We start from the raw sequence: 16,226 nt of genomic DNA, 5'->3' as shown, positions 1-16,226 counted from the left end.
GGGTCAGCCCATCCGCTCTGACGCATAGGAACCGGGCGAGGCGGGGAAGACCACAGTCTTGTTGCCGTTGATAAAGACACGGCCATGCACATGGGCATGGATCGCGCGCGACAGCACCTGTGCCTCGACATCGCGGCCCAAAGAGACGTAATCTTCATTCGATTGCGCATGGGTCACGCGGATGATGTCCTGCTCGATGATCGGGCCTTCGTCCAGATCGCCGGTGACGTAATGCGAGGTGGCACCGATCAGTTTCACACCCTTTTCAAAGGCTTGCTTATAGGGGTTCGCGCCTTTGAAGCTGGGCAGGAAAGAATGGTGGATGTTGATGATCCGGCCAGACATTTTGCGGCACATCTCATCGGACAGCACCTGCATGTAGCGCGCCAGCACGATCAGTTCGGCCCCGGTGTCTTCGACAACCCGCATCTGCTCGGCCTCGGCCTGCGCCTTGTTCTGCGGCGTGACCTTGATGCAGTAGTAGGGAATATCCTGATTCACCACGACCTTCTGGTAATCCATATGGTTCGAGATCACGGCGGCAATCTCGACCGGCAATGCGCCGATACGCGAACGATACAGCAGATCGTTGAGGCAGTGGCCAAAGCGGCTGACCATGATGATGACGCGGCGTTTCACCAACTCGTCAAAGAACTCGGCCTGCATCCCGAATTGCTTGGCAATCGGGTCAAAACCGCTCCGCAGATCGTCCAGCATCTTGCCACCCTCGGACCGGAAGCTGACGCGCATGAAGAAGTTGCCGGTGCCGGTGTCGTCAAACTGCGAGCTGTCGGTGATGTTGCAGGACTGGTCGGCCAGAAAGGTCGAGATAGCCGCGACGATCCCACGGGTGGAGGGGCATTGGACGCGAAGCGCAAAGCTGGTCATGTGGCATTCTTTCAATGGGTGCGGGGCCAAGGTCTACGGGGCGGATGATAGTCAGCCGCCCTTACACCCGAATGACCTCCTGCGAACAAGAATGATCCATTCGCGTCTTTTGCGCGCCGGGCAGACGGATTACTCTGCCGCCGCCAGAGGGGTAACGGCACGCGGCCCGGTGATCGCATCCAGCCTGTCGCGCAAGGCGCGCTGCTCTGCGTCCAGCAGCGCGATGCGTTCGGCCAGCACTTCGGCGGCCGGAGCCTCGGCATCCGCCTCTTTCGGGCCGACCATACGGCTGAACAGGCGGGCCAGCATACGGCTGAGGTCATCCATGATCAGATAGAACGCCGGCACTACCACCAGCGACAGCACGGTGGAGACAATGATGCCGCCGATCACTGCCGTCGCCATCGGCGCGCGGAACGACCCGCCCTCGCCCACGCCCAGCGCCGAAGGCAACATGCCCGCCGACATGGCAATCGAGGTCATGACGATGGGGCGGGCGCGTTTGTGCCCGGCCTCCATCACGGCGGCGACCCGCTCCATGCCTTGGGCGCGCATCTCGATGGCGAAGTCGATCAGCAGGATGGCGTTTTTGGTGACGATCCCCATCAGCATCAGAATGCCGATCAGCACCGGCATCGACACCGCCGATCCGGTCAGGATCAGCGCCGCGGCAACGCCCCCGATAGCCAGCGGCAACGAGAACAGGATGGTAAAGGGCTGAATTACCGATTTGAACAGCAGGATCAGAACGGTCAGCACCAGCATCAGACCCAGCAGCATGGCGTTGCCAAAGCTGGCCACCATTTCATTCTGCACCTCGGCATCGCCCGCTTCTTGCACCCGCACACCGGGGGGCAGTTCAACCGTTGCCACGATGTCGTTGAAACGTGCGGTCGCGGTGCCCAGCGCCACGCCGACGGGCAGGTTGGCACCAAGGGTCGCGCGCCGTTCTCGGTTCAGTCGGTTGACGGTAGAGGGGCCTTCGGCAATCGCCACATCAGCGACAGCGGCGAGGGGCACAACAGAGCCTGTGGCCGTGGTCAGTTTCAGCGCTGAAATGCGGGCCAGATCTTCGCGCGCGGCAGAGTTCAGCCGCACCCGGACCGGAACCAGCCGGTTATCAATCGACAGTTTGGCCAGCGCCGCGTCAACATCGCCGATGGTGGCCACCCGGACCACTTCGGCAATCTGCGCGGTGGTGATGCCCAGACGTGCCGCCTCGTCCATGCGCGGGGTGATCTGGATTTCGGGCCGGGGCAGCGCCCCTTCGGAGGCGACGTTTGCCAGCAGCGGATCACCTGACAGCGCGGCTTCCAGCCGGCTGACGGCAAGGTTCAGGTCTGCCTCATTCGAGGACAGGACGGAAAAGGAAATGTCGCGCTGGCCCCGGTCGTTGAGCTTGAACGCCCGCATATCGGGCACAGATGCCAGACGCTGGAACACCGCTTCTTCGATGACGTTCTGCGGAATGGTGCGGCCCTTGTTTGCAACTTCGGGCACCAGCCCGCCGACAACCGGAATTGAGCGCCCGATCTGCGACAGCTTGAGCAGCAACGAATGGTCGAGCCGGGTCAGCAGAATGGTGACAGAGGCGCGGCGGATATCACGCTCGCCGGTCGGCGATGACCCGCCCAGGATGAAGACATTGTCCACCCAATCCACATCTTCAATCGCGGCATAAATCGCCCTGGTCGTGCGCTCGGTTTCTTCCAGCGTGGTTCCGGGGGGCAGTTCGACCGAGACAGCAATGCGGCTGACATCTTCGGGTGGCAGGAACGAGCCGGGGATCTGGATCATGTAATAGACCGATACTGCCAGAACCCCGATGGCAGACAGCAGCGTGACATAGCGAAAGCGCAGCGAGGTGCGGATCAGGCGCAGATAGCCGGTCATGATCCAGCCATCGTTATGGCTGTCCTCATGCCCGTCTTTGTCGCGCATGAGGTATGCGGCCATCATCGGTGTGATCAGACGCGCGACGATCAGCGAGAACATGACGGCGATGGCGACGGTCATGCCGAACTGGCGGAAATACTGGCCGGGAATGCCGGGCATGAACGACACCGGCACAAACACCGCCACGATGGTAAAGGTGGTGGCAATCACCGCCAGACCAATCTCATCCGCGGCCTCGATTGCGGCGCGGAATGGGGTCTTGCCCATGCGGATGTGTCGGGCGATGTTTTCTATCTCGACGATGGCATCATCGACGAGGATGCCCGTCGCAAGCGTCAGGGCGAGGAACGACACGAGGTTGAGCGAAAACCCCAGCAGATCCATGATGAAAAAGGTCGGTACGGCGGAAAGCGGCAGGGCTACGGCAGCAATCATCGTCGCGCGCCAGTTTTTCAGGAACGCCAGCACGACCAGAACCGCCAGGATCGCGCCCTCGATCAGGGTGTGCAGAGCGGATTCGTAGTTGCCATAGGTGTAAAACACGGTCTCATCGACCAGTTCGATGCCGACATCGGGATGTGCGGCCCGGATCACCTCCAGCTGTGCATTGACGGTTTCTGCCACCGACACCTCTGACGCACCGCTGGCGCGGTAGACGGCAAAGCTGACAACGCGGTCACCGTTCAGGCTGGAAAAGCTGCGCAACTCTTCATAACTGTCGATCACCTCGCCCAGATCGGCCAGCCGCACCTTGCGACCCGATGGCAGCGCAATGGTGGTCTCTGCCAGACGCTCCACCGTGGCGGCATCGCCCAGCGTGCGGATCGCCTGTTCGCCAGAGCCGAGTTCTGACCGGCCGGAGCCAAGGTTGGCATTGGTGGCCCGCAACTGCTGGTTCACCGACGCGGCGCTGATGCCAAAGCTGTCGAGCCGCACCGGGTCAAGCTCGACCCGGATTTCGCGGTCAGCCCCACCAAAGCGTGAAACGCGGCCAATGCCGGGGCGGCCCTGCAGGCCACGGGTCACCACGTCATCGACAAACCACGACAACTCCTCCAGCGTCTTGTCGGGCGCGGTCACGGCAAAGGTCATGATCGCCTGACCTTCAACGTCGATCCGGCTGACAATCGGCGCTTCGATCGACGCGGGCAGATCGCCGCGGATCTGGTCAATGGCGTCTTTGGTATCCTGCACAGCCTTTTCGGTCGGCACTTCCATGCGGAATTCGACAACGCTGGTCGAGATGCCATCATTCACCGTAGAGGTGACGTTCTTAACCCCGTTGACGCCCGCCACGGCATCTTCGATTTCCTTGGTCACCTGACTTTCCAGCTCGGCCGGGGCCGCGCCGGGCTGCACGACCGTGATGCCGACGAGTGGTACGTCGATGTTGGGAAACCGGGTGATGGGCAGGGTGTTAAAGCTGTTCCAGCCCAGCACCATCAGCATGAAAAACGCCAGGATCGGGGCAATCGGGTTCTTGATGGACCAGGAGGAAAAGTTCATGGCAGGCCCCCGTCAGTTCGTTGCCGGGACCGGATTGATCCGGTCGCCATCACGCACAAAGGCCCCGGCCTTGGTCACCACCTGATCGCCTGCACTCAGCCCCGACAGGATTTCGACCCAGCCGCCATCGCGGATGCCAGTCTGCACCGCAATGCGCTGAATCGAGTCGCCGGTGACCTTCATCACCGATGTCCCATCCGGGCCAGAGCCGACAGCGGTGACGGGCACCGCGATGACATCATGCTCGGCGACCAGAATTTCGGCCTCCACATACATGCCAGCGCGCACCCCGGTTTCATCCTCCACCGCGATCCGGGCGCGGCCAAGGCGCGACATGGTGCCAATCGTTGGTTCAACCAGCCGCAGCGTGCCTTTGAGCGGGGTCCTGGCCCCGACCAGCCGCAGATTTGCGGTCTGACCCGGGGCAAGGCGCATCACATCGGCTTCGGCCACATCGGCCAGCACTTCCAGCGCGTTGTCGCGGATGATGGTGAACATCGGCTCGCCTGCAGCAGAGGCGATGGAACCGACACGGGCATTGCGGGCGATGATTTCGCCCGCGACCGGGGCTTTGACCTCTGTCCTGCTGAGCTGCAGATCACTGTTCGCCATCTGCGCCTCGACCAGTGCAATCTGAGCCCGCGCGGCTTCCAACGACTGCACGGCAACGGTGACGCGGGCGGTGGCGGAAATGGCATTTGACTGCGCGGTATCGGCAGCGGCTTGCGACGCGGTGCCCTGCTTGCGCAGCGCAGCGGTGCGTTCGTTCACCCGCTGCGCCTCATCGGCAGAACTGCGCGCCTCCAGCATCTGGGCTTCGGCCTGCGCCACGGTGGCGCGGGCCGAAGCGAGTGAGGCATTGAGCTGGCTCTTTTGCAGTTCAAGCGTGGATTTTGACAGCACGGCCAGAACCTGCCCGGCCGCAACCACATCGCCCACGTCCACCAAGAGCGCTTCGATCGGCTGGCCTTCGATCAGCGGTGCGACCTGCACGTTTTCGATGGCAGCAATCAGACCGGAAGCGATCACCCGGTCACGCAGGACGCGGTTGGCTACGGTTGATACGGTAATGGCCGGCGCGACCGGAGCGGCGTCGGTTTCTGAGACAGGCACAGCCGCTTCGGCCAAGGCTGGTGTGGTTTGTGTAAGTGCAATAAAAATGAAAAGAATATAAACGAGCGGGCGCATCGGGTCAGCCTTTCGCGGCGGCAGATGTGGCAATGTCATCAAGCGTGCGGTTGATGTTGCGCAGCACAAGCTGCGTCAGATCAGCCGTAGTGGGGTTGTCAGGCGATTGCATCGCGCAAGCCTTGACCATCATGACCAGCAGATGGGCATGAGCGGTCCATCGGGCCTGGGCCTCGTCAAGCGGCAGCTTGGCCGCCAGAGAAAAGATCGTGATCAGATGCGCCACGATCCCCTGTTCCATGCGATAGGCAATTTCGCGGATTTCGGGCTTGCGCAGCGCGGCAGCGGTGATTTCAGCCCAGATCTTGCCGTCACCCTGACACTCTGCCTCGGTGATCCTGCGTTCGATGGTTTCGCGCAACGCCTGCAATGGGCTGTGGTGGATCAGGATGGTGGAAAAATCCCGCTCCATCTCTTCCATGTCAAAGGCGATAAGCGCTTCGACAATGGCAGCTTTTGACGGGAAGTAGCGGTAAAAATTACCCACACTCATCCCCGCTTCACGCGCGATATCCTGCATTGATGCGCCGTCAAACCCCTTTTCCGCAAAGGCGCGGCGGGCACTTTCCAGAATTTCCGCCGAGCGTTGATCGGCGAGCGGCGTATCGGCGGCAATATTCATGCGAACCCAGAGAATGAACGTTCATTCATCAGGTAGACAAGTTGCTGCAAACGTCAAGTGCGCAGATTACATTTCAGGAACGTCAAGCACCCGAGGCATGACATTCTGACTGTAAATAGGGCAGTACGATCAGATATCCTTGGTCAGACGCAGCGCATCATAGATTGCGGCATGCGTATTGCGCGACGCCACAGCATCACCGATTCGGTACAGCACAAAACCTGCGGGGCCATTGCCTGCGGGCTGCGGATGCCCCGCAATCATTGCCTCGTAATCGACCGCACCCAGGTTTTGCGACTGTGGCTTCAGCTCGAAATAGAGGTCATCCAGCGGCTGGGTGCCGTGATTGACCACGATCTGATCAAAGCTCCGCTCCTTGGTCACAGCCATGTAATCCGACCCGATCACCGCGCGAAGCTGGTTGCCATCGCGCTGCACGCCACGCAGGCGGTAGGTCACGGTAAAGGTCACCGGCTTGTCCTGCAGCGCCCGCATATAGGGCACAAGGTTCATGCCCATCACTTCGGGCGCGAAACTCCGGTCAGGGGTCATCACCTCAACTGTCGCCCCGGATTCGGCCAGTCGCTGCGCGGTTTGCAGCGCGGTGTGGTCGCCAGCATCGTCATAAAGCAGCACGTTGGAGCCGGGCTTTACATCGCCCGACAGAATGTCCCAGGCGCTGACCGTCAGATCGTTGCCGAAGTCGAGCACCGAGGTCTCGGGCAGGCCACCAGTCGCCACAATCACCACGTCCGGCGACAGGGTCAGAACGTCAGCTGAATCGGCAAAGGTATTGAAATGAAACGCAACGCCGCGCGCGGCGCATTGCGCCATGCGCCAGTCGATGATGCCGATCATCTCGGCCCGGCGCTTGGTTTGCGCCGTCAGCCGGACCTGACCGCCGGGCTGATCCGCCGCCTCCAGCACCGTGACCCGGTGACCGCGTTCCGATGCCACCCGCGCCGCCTCCAGCCCGGCAGGGCCTGCGCCGACGATGACCACATGCTTCGGGGCGGGTGCCGGAGAAATCTCATGCGGCATCGTCTCTTCACGGCCCGTCGCCGGGTTGTGGATGCAAAGTGCCATACCGCCCTGATAAATCCGGTCAAGACAATAGGTCGCGCCGACGCAAGGCCGGATATCCTCTTCGCGCCCTTCAATAATCTTGCGCACGATATGGGGGTCGGCCATATGCGCCCGTGTCATGCCAACCATGTCCAGTTGGCCTGATTGCACGGCATAGCGCGCAGTGGCGACATCGGGAATCCGCGCGGCGTGAAAGGTGGGCAACCCGACCTCGGCCCGCACCCGGCCCGCAAAATCAAGGTGCGGTGCAGATTTCATCCCCTGTACCGGGATCACATCGGTCAGCGCGGCGTCGGTGTGGATGCGCCCCTTGATGATGTTCAGAAAATCGACCAGCCCCGAGTCGCGGAACATCTTGCCAATAGCGATGCCCTCTTCGGCATCAATTCCGCCCGGTTCTGCCTCATCTGCCGTATAGCGGATGCCCAGCAGGAACTGCTCCCCCACCCGCTTGCGGCAGGCGGCCAGCACCTCCATCGCAAACCGCGCCCGGTTTTCCAGACTGCCCCCATAGGGAGCCGTCAAAGCGTTGGTGAACGGCGACAGGAACTGGTCCATCAGATGGCCGTAGCATTCAAACTCTACCCCATCGAGACCGGCCGCCTGCATCCGCTCGGCCGCGTCGGCGTAATCAGTGATGATGCGGTCAATATCCCAATCCTCGGCCACCTTGGGAAAGGCGCGGTGCGCCGGTTCGCGTGATGGCCCTGCGCTTACCACCGGCAGCCAGTCGCCCTTGTCCCACCGGGTACGGCGGCCCAGGTGGGTTAGCTGGATCATCACCGCCGCCCCGGCCTCGTGGCAATCATCGGTCAGGCGCTTCATCCACGGCACCACCTCATCCTTGTAGGCGAGGATGTTGTTGAACACCGGCGGGCTGTCCTTTGACACCGCTGCTGATCCCGCGGTCATCGTCAGCGCCACCCCCGCCCGGGCCCGTTCCAGATGATACAGCCGGTAGCGGTCTTTCGGCATGCCATCTTCGGGATAGGCCGGTTCATGGCTGGTCGTCATGATCCGGTTGCGCAGGGTCAGATGCTTGAGCTGATAGGGTTGCAGCAGCGGATCGTTGGTCATTTGGCACCTTTCGCGTTTTCACACAGCCTAGGTTTACGGCGGCATGCGCGCTGAACCGAAAGCGACCGCTGGATGTCTGAACTGACCGTCGGAGCGGCGTTGACAGGTCTGCCCTTGCAAACGCACTCTGGCGTTGAGCGAAAACGGGGTAGGATATGCGCAGCTATGCGCGGCCACAGACACTGGACGAGGCAATCGGCCTGATTGCGCAAGCGCCGCGCCGGATTCTGGCAGGCGGCACAGACCTTTATCCTGCGGCGGGTGCGCAGCTTGACGGCGATGTGCTGGACCTGACCGGCATTCCTGCGCTGTGCGGCATGATGCGGGGTGACGGCCTGCGCATTGGGGCCTGCACCACCTGGACTGCGATTGCCGAGGCGGATCTGCCCCCCGTGCTGCGTTGCCTGCAACAGGCGGCGCGGCAGGTAGGAGGGCGTCAGGTGCAGAACGCGGGCACCATCGGCGGCAACCTGTGCAACGCCTCCCCCGCCGCAGATGGGGTGCCACCGCTGCTGGCGCTGGATGCAGGGGTAGAGCTGTCAGGGCCATCCGGCACACGCCAGCTGCCCTTGGCGCAATTCCTGACCGGCCCGCGCCAGACCCGGCGCGCGGCGGATGAGGTGCTGACAGCGGTGATCCTTCCACAGGCGGCCTTGCAGGGGCAATCCGCCTTTGTGAAACTGGGCGCGCGGGCCTATCTGGTGATCTCGATTGCCATGGTTGCGGCCCGGGTGGAGGTGACATCAGGGCGGATCTGCGCTGCCGCCGTCGCCGTGGGGGCCTGCTCTGGCGTCGCGCAGCGATTGCCCATGGTCGAGGCGGCCCTGATTGGCGCAACTGCCTCAGACGGGCCGGGGCGTATTCGTGCCGCTGATCTTGCTGCCGTCTTGTCACCGATAGATGACGTGCGCGCCACAGCCGCCTATCGTCTTGCCGCCGCCACCGAACTGGTCCGACGCGCTGTGCGCGAGGCGCTGGCATGATCGGATTTACGCTCAACGGCCAACCCGTCACCACCCACGCCGCGCCGACCGCCCGGCTGACCGAGGTATTGCGGGACCACCTGGGCGTGATGGGAACCAAGGTGGGCTGCGATGCGGGCGATTGCGGGGCTTGTACCGTTTTGCTGAACGGCGCGCAGGTTTGTGCCTGTATGGTGCCAGCAGCACGGGTGTCTGGCGCCGTGGTCGAGACGATTGAGTCAGGCGCGTCAGATCTGGAGCGGTTGCGCGCCGCCTTTCTGCGCCACGGCGCGGCGCAATGCGGCATCTGCACCCCGGGGATGCTGATGGCGGGCGTGGATCTGTTGCGACGGGTTCCAGCACCAGATGAACGTCAGGCGCAGGATGCTCTGGGCGGCGTGCTCTGTCGCTGCACCGGCTATCGCAAGATCATCGCGGCGATCTGCGATACCGCTTTGTCAGAGCCTGTTTCGGCTGAAGGGATCGGCGCATCTGTCATCCGGCTGGACGGGCAGGCCAAAGTGCGCGGAGACAGTTTCGGCGCGGATTACTGGCCCGATGGCGCGCTGACGGTGGTGGCCTTGCGCGCACCTTTTGCCCATGCGCAGTTCGTCTTCGGCGATCTGGCCGGGTTTGCCCGGCGCCCCGGTGTGGTCGGTGTCTTTACCGCCGCTGATATTCCCGGACGTAACGCCTTTGGCGTGATCCCGGCCTTTGCCGACCAACCCGCAATCGCCGAAAGCCCGGCGCGGTTTCGCGGGGAATGCGTGGCTCTGGTAGCGTTTGAGGCCGGAACAGAGCCTGATCTGACAGATTTCCCGGTCACCTGGCACCCACTGCAGGCTCTGACCACCCCGGCAGAAGCCGAGGCGCCGGGTGCCCCCCTGATCCACCCGGATCGTCCCGCAAATCAGCTGATCGAAGGCCGCGTGATCAAGGGCGACGCTGCAACAGCACTGGCCGGATCGGCTCACGTCGTCACCGGCACCATGCAGACCGGCTATGTCGAACACGCCTATATCGAGCCTGAGGCGGGGGCCGCGTGGATGGAGGGTGACACCCTGACCATCCGCGCCTGCACACAGGCCCCGGTGATGGACCGCAATGATTGCGCGCTGGTGCTGGGCCTGCCGCCCGAACGGGTGCGGATCATCCCGTCGGCGGTGGGCGGCGGCTTTGGCTCAAAGCTGGATGTCAGCCTGCAACCGCTGATCGGGCTGGTCACGCTGAAAACCGGGCGGCCCTGCCGGATGGTGTATTCCCGCCGGGACAGCATGACCTCGACCACCAAACGCCACCCGGCCGAGATGCAGGGCAGGATCGGCTGCGATGCCGAGGGGCGGCTGACGGGGTTGGCGTTCGAGGGGCGGTTCAACACCGGGGCTTATGCCAGCTGGGGGCCGACTGTCGCCAACCGCGTACCGGTGCATGTCACCGGGCCCTATCTGACGCCGCACGTGGCAGCACGCGCCCGTGCCATCCACACCCACGGCCCGGTATCGGGGGCGTTCCGCGGCTTTGGCGTGCCGCAAGCCGCGCTGTGGCAGGAAACGCTGTTTGATCCGCTTGCGGAACAGGCCGGGCTGGACCGGCTCGAGTTCCGCATTCTGAACGCCTTGCGCGATGGCGATGCCACGGCGACAGGACAGGTGATGCAGGCTGTGGGCATCCATGCCTGCCTGACCGCCTTGCGTCCGCATTGGAAACGGGCCTTGTCAGAGACTGTTCCGGGGCGCGGCGTCGGAGTGGCCTCCTGCTGGTATGGCTGTGGCAATACCGCGCTGCCCAACCCCTCCACCATCCGGATCGGCCTGTCGCATCAGGGCCGCGTGATGCTGCATCAGGGGGCCACCGATATCGGGCAAGGGTCAAACACGGTGATTGCCCAGATTGCAGCACAAGCGCTTGGCCTGCCGCTGGCGCTGTTCACGCTGATCGGCCCCGATACCGCACTGACCCCGGATGCCGGCAAGACCTCGGCCAGCCGGCAGACCTTTGTCTCGGGCCGCGCTGCCAAGGCGGCGGCCGAGACGCTGCGCGCCCGCCTGCTTCGGCTGGCAAATGCGGGGGATGGTGCACGTCTGGCGCTGGATGGCACGATGCTGACCATTGCCGAAGGCAGCACCCGGCGCGCGATTGACCTGGCGTCGCTGCCCCCTGACGCACAGGGCTATGCGGTGACGGCAGAGGAAACCTATGATCCGCCCACCTCGGCTCTGGACGCGAATGGTCAGGGCACGCCCTATGCCATTTACGGCTACGGCGCGCAGATGGTCGAGCTGGAGGTGGACCCTGCCCTTGGCACCGTGCGCCTGCTCAGGATCACCGCCGCGCATGACGTGGGCCGCGCCATCAACCCGCAGCTTGCCACCGGGCAGATCGAGGGCGGCATCGCGCAAGGCATTGGTCTGGCGCTGATGGAGGAATACTTGCCGGGCCGCACCGAAAACCTGCATGATTACCTGATCCCCACCATCGGCGATGTGCCCCCGATTGAGAGCCTGCTGATCGAGGTGCCCGATCCCGAAGGGCCATTCGGGGCTAAGGGTCTGGGCGAACATGTGCTGATCCCCACCGCCCCCGCCATCCTGAACGCGATCCGACACGCGACGGGGGCAAGACTGACACAGGTGCCAGCCTTGCCGCACCGCATCCTTGCCGCGATGGAAGGCGAGCCATGATCCTGAAATTGCCAGCTGTTCATCTTGGCCCAAAATACTCCACGGGGGTCCGGGGGTGTGAAACCCCCGGTACGCCATCGGCAACCAGCGCAGCAGGTGGCAGGCCATGACCACCGCCTCCCCCGAAAAGATCCGCTGCGATGCCTGTCCGGTGATGTGCTACATCGCGCCGGGCCAGACCGGCGCATGCGATCGCTATGCCAATGTCGACGGGCGCATCCTGCGCACTGATCCGGTGGTGCTGTTGTCGCACACGGTCGGCGCGGGAGGGCGCATCGTGCCGTTTGCCGTACGCGACTGGGAGGGTGAGCCGTTTCCGGCCGATACCTTCGTCACCGGCATCGGCTCTGGCACCACCTATCCCGATTACAAACCTGCCCCGTTTATCGTGTCTTCGACCGTCGAGGGGGCCGATATGGTCACGGTCGTGACCGAGGCGATCTTTTCCTATTGCGGGGTCAAGGTAAAGATCGACACCGACCGGCATCTGGGCGTCGAAGGGGCCATCGTCCGCGCCGAGGGGGAGCCGGTGGGCCATGTCACCACGGCGGAATATGGCAGCCAGATGCTCAGCCTTGGCGGCGTGCATCACCTGACCGGCGGCAGCAAGGCCGAAGGCCGCGTGACCTGTGCCGCGCTTCTGGCGCTGTGCAATGGCGCGGCGGTGGATCTGACCATCGACGGCGGCTCTGCGGTGACCGTGCAGGCCGGCCAGCCGCCCATCGTCGATGGCAGGGCGGAACGGCGAATGCGGGTCGGCTGCGGGTCGGCCACCATCGGCATGTTTGCCAGCCAGTGGGTCGGGCTGGTGGATGAGGTGGTGGTGGTCGATGACCATATCACCGGGGTGGTCAGCGAGCATCAGGCCGGCAAGGTGCTGGGCTGGCAGCCGACAGGCATCCGGATCAAGGGCCATCGCTCGACGCCCGGGCGCTATTTCCGGGTGTCAGAGCCCGGTCTGGGCTGGGGCGGCACCCGGCTGACGGACCCGCTGGAAATTCTGGGGCCATGGGAGGCGCGGCGGGGGGCAAGGCCGGGGCTGTCGCTGCTGATGGTCTCGACCACCGGGGAAGAATTTGCCTATTACGTGCTGGATGAGGCTCTGATCCCGCAGAAACAGCCCTTGCCTGCGGCTTTGCGGGCAACGGTGAGCCTGATCGACGAGAATTGCGAGCCGTCGCTGTGCACCGTGTTGTTCATGGGCGGTGCAGGGGGGTCGCTGCGGGCAGGTGTCACTCAGAACCCGGTACGACTGACCCGGTCGGTACAGGCAGGGCAGACCCGGCTGACCAGTGGCGGGGCGGAATGCACGATCTGGCCGGGGGGCGGTATCACCTTTATGGTCGATGTGACACGCCTGCCTGCGGGGGCCTTTGGCTATGTGCCGACCCCGGCACTGGTGGCACCGCTGGAGTTCACTCTGCCGCGTGACGCCTATCTGGCAATGGGCGGGCACGAGGGCGCGATCCGGGATCTGGACCAGACCCGGGCAGAAGGCGGCGAGTATCAGATGCAGGCGCAGATTCAGTCCCACCCAAAGGAGATGCCATGACCGGCGCGGCGGTTGCATGGCTACCCGACGGACGGCTGCATCTGCACCACGGCCCGATCGACATCATCGCACAAGCCTGGGGCGATCCGGTTGCTGTGGTAGAGGGCGAGCGCCGGGTGGCGATCAGATTCGGCTCTGTTCTGGCGGAATTGGCGGCGGAGTTGCCGGTTTTGCGCCGTGAGGGCGGGCAACCCTTGGGGGAAATCGGGCGGGTGATGGCAAAAGCAACCTCTCGTTTTGCGCCCCGATTTATCACACCGATGGCGGCGGTTGCGGGCGCGGTGGCCGATGCCCTTCTTGCCGAACTGGCGGTGCCCGGCGTGAAACGGGCCTATGTCAACAATGGCGGTGATATTGCCCTGCATCTGATGCCGGGGCACAGCCTGACCTGTGCGATTGCTGCGAGGCCGGGGCTGCCGGATCACCTGACGGTGCGGGCAGAGGATAGCGTGCGGGGGATTGCCACGTCGGGCTGGCGCGGGCGCAGCTGGTCGCTGGGGATCGCCGATTCAGTCTCTGTGCTGGCTAAAACGGCAGCAATTGCTGATGCGGCGGCGACGATGATTGCCAATGCCGTCGATCTGCCCGGTCATCCGGGCATCAGCCGCCGCCCGGCTGTCGAGTTGCAAGCCGACAGTGACCTTGGCACGCGGCTTGTGACCGTGGGGGTGGCCGGTCTGAGCGCCGATGACATTGACCGTGCCCTGAGAGACGGCGAAACTGTGGCGCGGGCCTACCGGTCTCGCGGGCTTATTGAAGCGGCCGCCGTTTTCCTGCACCCTGAGATGCGGACACTTGGCCCGCTTAGTCTGAAGGAGCCTGCGCTTGTCTGATTTTTCCGTGCCTGAGTTTGCAATCCGCAAGATCATCGTTCAGATCGAAGAGATCCTGCACGAAGGCGGACCGCTTGCCGCGACGCCTGTGCTGCGCGGCGCGGTTTATGCCATCTGCGCCAATCCCTTTGCCGGGCGGTATGAAGAAAATCTGGGGCCTGCGACGGATGCCCTGAAGCCGCTGGCGTTGTTGCTGACCGACCGGTTGGTAAGCGCCATGGGCGGGCGCGACGGCATGGACGCCTATGGCAAAGGGGCCATCGTTGGCGAAGCGGGAGAAAGTGAGCATGGCGCGATCTGGCATGTCGCGGGCGGCTACGGCATGCGCGAACGGCTGGGCGAATGCCGCGCCATCGTGCCCTCGGCGATGAAGGTGGGCGGCATGGGCAGCACGCTGGATATTCCGCTGGGCCATCTGAACGCCGCCTATGTGCGGTCGCGGTTCGACGTGATCACCGTCGCCTGTGAAGATGCACCACGCAGCGGAGAGGTGCTGTTCGCCCTTGCCATGGCGCGCGGCGGACGGGTTCACAGCCGGTCCGGCGGGCTGGAGATGGATCAGGTCAAAGGTGAGGACGGCTTGCGATGAGGGCGCTTGCAGGGGCCCTTACGCTCCTGCCCGGCGCGGCACTTGCCTGCGCCTTGCCGCCTTCGGTGATCCTGACCCTGCCAACCGGGCATTACATCGCCGGGGCGGCGGTGACCGTGGCCTTGACGGCGCTCATGGGTGCGATGGCGCGCAGCCTGCCCCGGCTGGACGCCGTGCCGGTGCTGGAACGGCGGGTCTGGGTGCCGGTCACGGTTTCCTCGTACCTGTCCTTCCTGTGTTTTCTGGGGCTGGTGCTGGTCGGGTTGTTCGGCGCGCGTGACCCGATGCACAACCTGATGACGCTGGTGTTCTGGACAGGCGTGTGGATCGCGGTGCCGCTGGGGTCAATGCTGCTGGGCAATCTGTGGCGCTCGATCAACCCGTGGACCGCGCCGGTGCGCATTGCCCGCATACTGCTGGGCCGGACCGGGTCGGTCGGCCTGTCACGGCTGGGGCATTGGCCTGCGGTGGTGTTTTACGCCGGGTTCGTCTGGTTTCAGCTGGTGTCGATGTCGCCCGATGATCCGATGGTGCTGGCCAGCGTGGCACTGATCTACTGGGTGGCCATCTTTGTGCTGGCCGTGGCCGAAGGCGAAGACTGGTTGCAGCAGGGCGAGTTTCTGACCGTGCTGATGGGCTATCTGGCCAAGGTTGCGCCGGTCTGGCTGGAACTGGAAGGCGGTAGTGCCCGGCTGATGCGCGGCTGGCCGGGGGCGCAGGTGGTGCGGATGGCCCCGCTTTCCGTCTCTGCGATGGCGTTTATCACGCTGGCCCTGTCTGCGCTGACCTTTGACGGGCTGATGGAGACGTTCTGGTGGCATGCGGTGATCGGGGAAAACCCGCTGGAACCGACCGGACGCTCAGCGGTGATGGGGGTCAACACGCTGGGTCTGCTAGGCGTCTGGTCGCTGACGATTGTCGCTCTTTGGGCGGTGATCCGGATGGGCCGGGCGATCGGCGGCGCGCGCTTTGCGACCGGGCCGGTGATGCTGTCGTTTCTGGCAATCGCGGCGGGCTATCACGCCGCGCATTATCTGGTCACCCTGCTGACCGCTGGCCAATACACGCTGGCCGCGCTGAATGACCCGTGGTTTCGCGGTGATGCTTATCTGGGCCTGCCGCCGTTTTATGTGTCATTCGGCTTTCTGACCGATCAGACCATCATGCCGATGATTTATGCCGCACAATTTGCCGCCATTCTGGGCGCGCATCTGCTGGCGGTGCTGCTGTCGCTGCGGCTGGTGGGGGATATGCGGGCAATGGCGCATCTGCCGATGACCGTGCTGATGGTGGGATATACGGTGTTGGGCCTTTGGCTGTTGTCAACCGCCCGGACCGGCTGAGAA

Annotated in this window: 11 protein-coding genes; 6 read left to right on the top strand and 5 right to left on the bottom strand. The window is 63.9% G+C overall.

The annotated features are described in order from the left end of the window. Nucleotides 1-3 precede the first annotated feature (3 nt). From purU to J2X53_RS05675, 5 genes are all read right to left on the bottom strand, one after another. Nucleotides 4-888: a formyltetrahydrofolate deformylase gene (gene purU, locus J2X53_RS05695; protein WP_349036511.1), complete on the bottom strand. Its 885-nt coding sequence runs from the start codon at nucleotides 886-888 to the stop codon at nucleotides 4-6. Nucleotides 889-1,017: 129 nt separating this feature from the next. Next, on the bottom strand, nucleotides 1,018-4,290 hold the full coding sequence (locus J2X53_RS05690) for an efflux RND transporter permease subunit (protein WP_349036510.1): 3,273 nt from the start codon (nucleotides 4,288-4,290) through the stop codon (nucleotides 1,018-1,020). Between the two features lie 12 nt (nucleotides 4,291-4,302). Next, nucleotides 4,303-5,403 carry an efflux RND transporter periplasmic adaptor subunit gene (locus J2X53_RS05685; protein ID WP_349036509.1) on the bottom strand — a complete coding sequence of 367 codons (1,101 nt, stop codon included), beginning with the start codon at nucleotides 5,401-5,403 and terminating at the stop codon, nucleotides 4,303-4,305. Between the two features lie 79 nt (nucleotides 5,404-5,482). Further along, entirely contained in the window at nucleotides 5,483-6,100 is a 618-nt protein-coding gene (locus tag J2X53_RS05680; protein WP_349036508.1) for a helix-turn-helix domain-containing protein, read from the bottom strand. Between the two features lie 129 nt (nucleotides 6,101-6,229). Further along, a complete protein-coding gene (locus J2X53_RS05675; RefSeq protein WP_349036507.1) occupies nucleotides 6,230-8,263 on the bottom strand; it encodes an NADH:flavin oxidoreductase in 2,034 nt (677 codons plus the stop codon). 155 nt (nucleotides 8,264-8,418) lie between these two features. On the opposite strand from J2X53_RS05675, the gene J2X53_RS05670 reads away from it, so the two are divergent. From J2X53_RS05670 to J2X53_RS05645, 6 genes are all read left to right on the top strand, one after another. Beyond that, nucleotides 8,419-9,246, top strand: coding sequence for an FAD binding domain-containing protein (locus tag J2X53_RS05670; RefSeq protein ID WP_349036506.1), 828 nt, complete (start codon nucleotides 8,419-8,421; stop codon nucleotides 9,244-9,246). Next, nucleotides 9,243-11,906, top strand: a complete 2,664-nt coding sequence (locus J2X53_RS05665) for a molybdopterin cofactor-binding domain-containing protein (protein WP_349036505.1) — start codon at nucleotides 9,243-9,245, stop codon at nucleotides 11,904-11,906. The genes J2X53_RS05670 and J2X53_RS05665 overlap by 4 nt, the downstream gene beginning before the upstream one ends. A gap of 106 nt (nucleotides 11,907-12,012) precedes the next feature. Further along, nucleotides 12,013-13,458, top strand: coding sequence for a 6-hydroxynicotinate reductase (locus J2X53_RS05660; protein WP_349036504.1), 1,446 nt, complete (start codon nucleotides 12,013-12,015; stop codon nucleotides 13,456-13,458). Then, nucleotides 13,455-14,291, top strand: a complete 837-nt coding sequence (locus J2X53_RS05655) for a UPF0280 family protein (RefSeq protein ID WP_349036503.1) — start codon at nucleotides 13,455-13,457, stop codon at nucleotides 14,289-14,291. Before J2X53_RS05660 ends, J2X53_RS05655 begins: the two co-directional genes overlap by 4 nt. Then, the gene (locus tag J2X53_RS05650) at nucleotides 14,284-14,880 is read left to right on the top strand and encodes an amino acid synthesis family protein (protein ID WP_349036502.1); all 597 of its coding nucleotides are present in this window, start codon (nucleotides 14,284-14,286) and stop codon (nucleotides 14,878-14,880) included. Before J2X53_RS05655 ends, J2X53_RS05650 begins: the two co-directional genes overlap by 8 nt. Next, a complete protein-coding gene (locus J2X53_RS05645) occupies nucleotides 14,877-16,223 on the top strand; it encodes a hypothetical protein (RefSeq protein ID WP_349036501.1) in 1,347 nt (448 codons plus the stop codon). Before J2X53_RS05650 ends, J2X53_RS05645 begins: the two co-directional genes overlap by 4 nt. The last annotated feature ends 3 nt before the right edge of the window (nucleotides 16,224-16,226 follow it).

Source organism: Pseudotabrizicola sp. 4114 (genome assembly GCF_031457365.1).
Taxonomy (GTDB): domain Bacteria; phylum Pseudomonadota; class Alphaproteobacteria; order Rhodobacterales; family Rhodobacteraceae; genus Pseudotabrizicola.
Note: the sequence above shows the minus strand (reverse complement) of the source record. Positions and strands in the feature narration are given on the sequence as shown.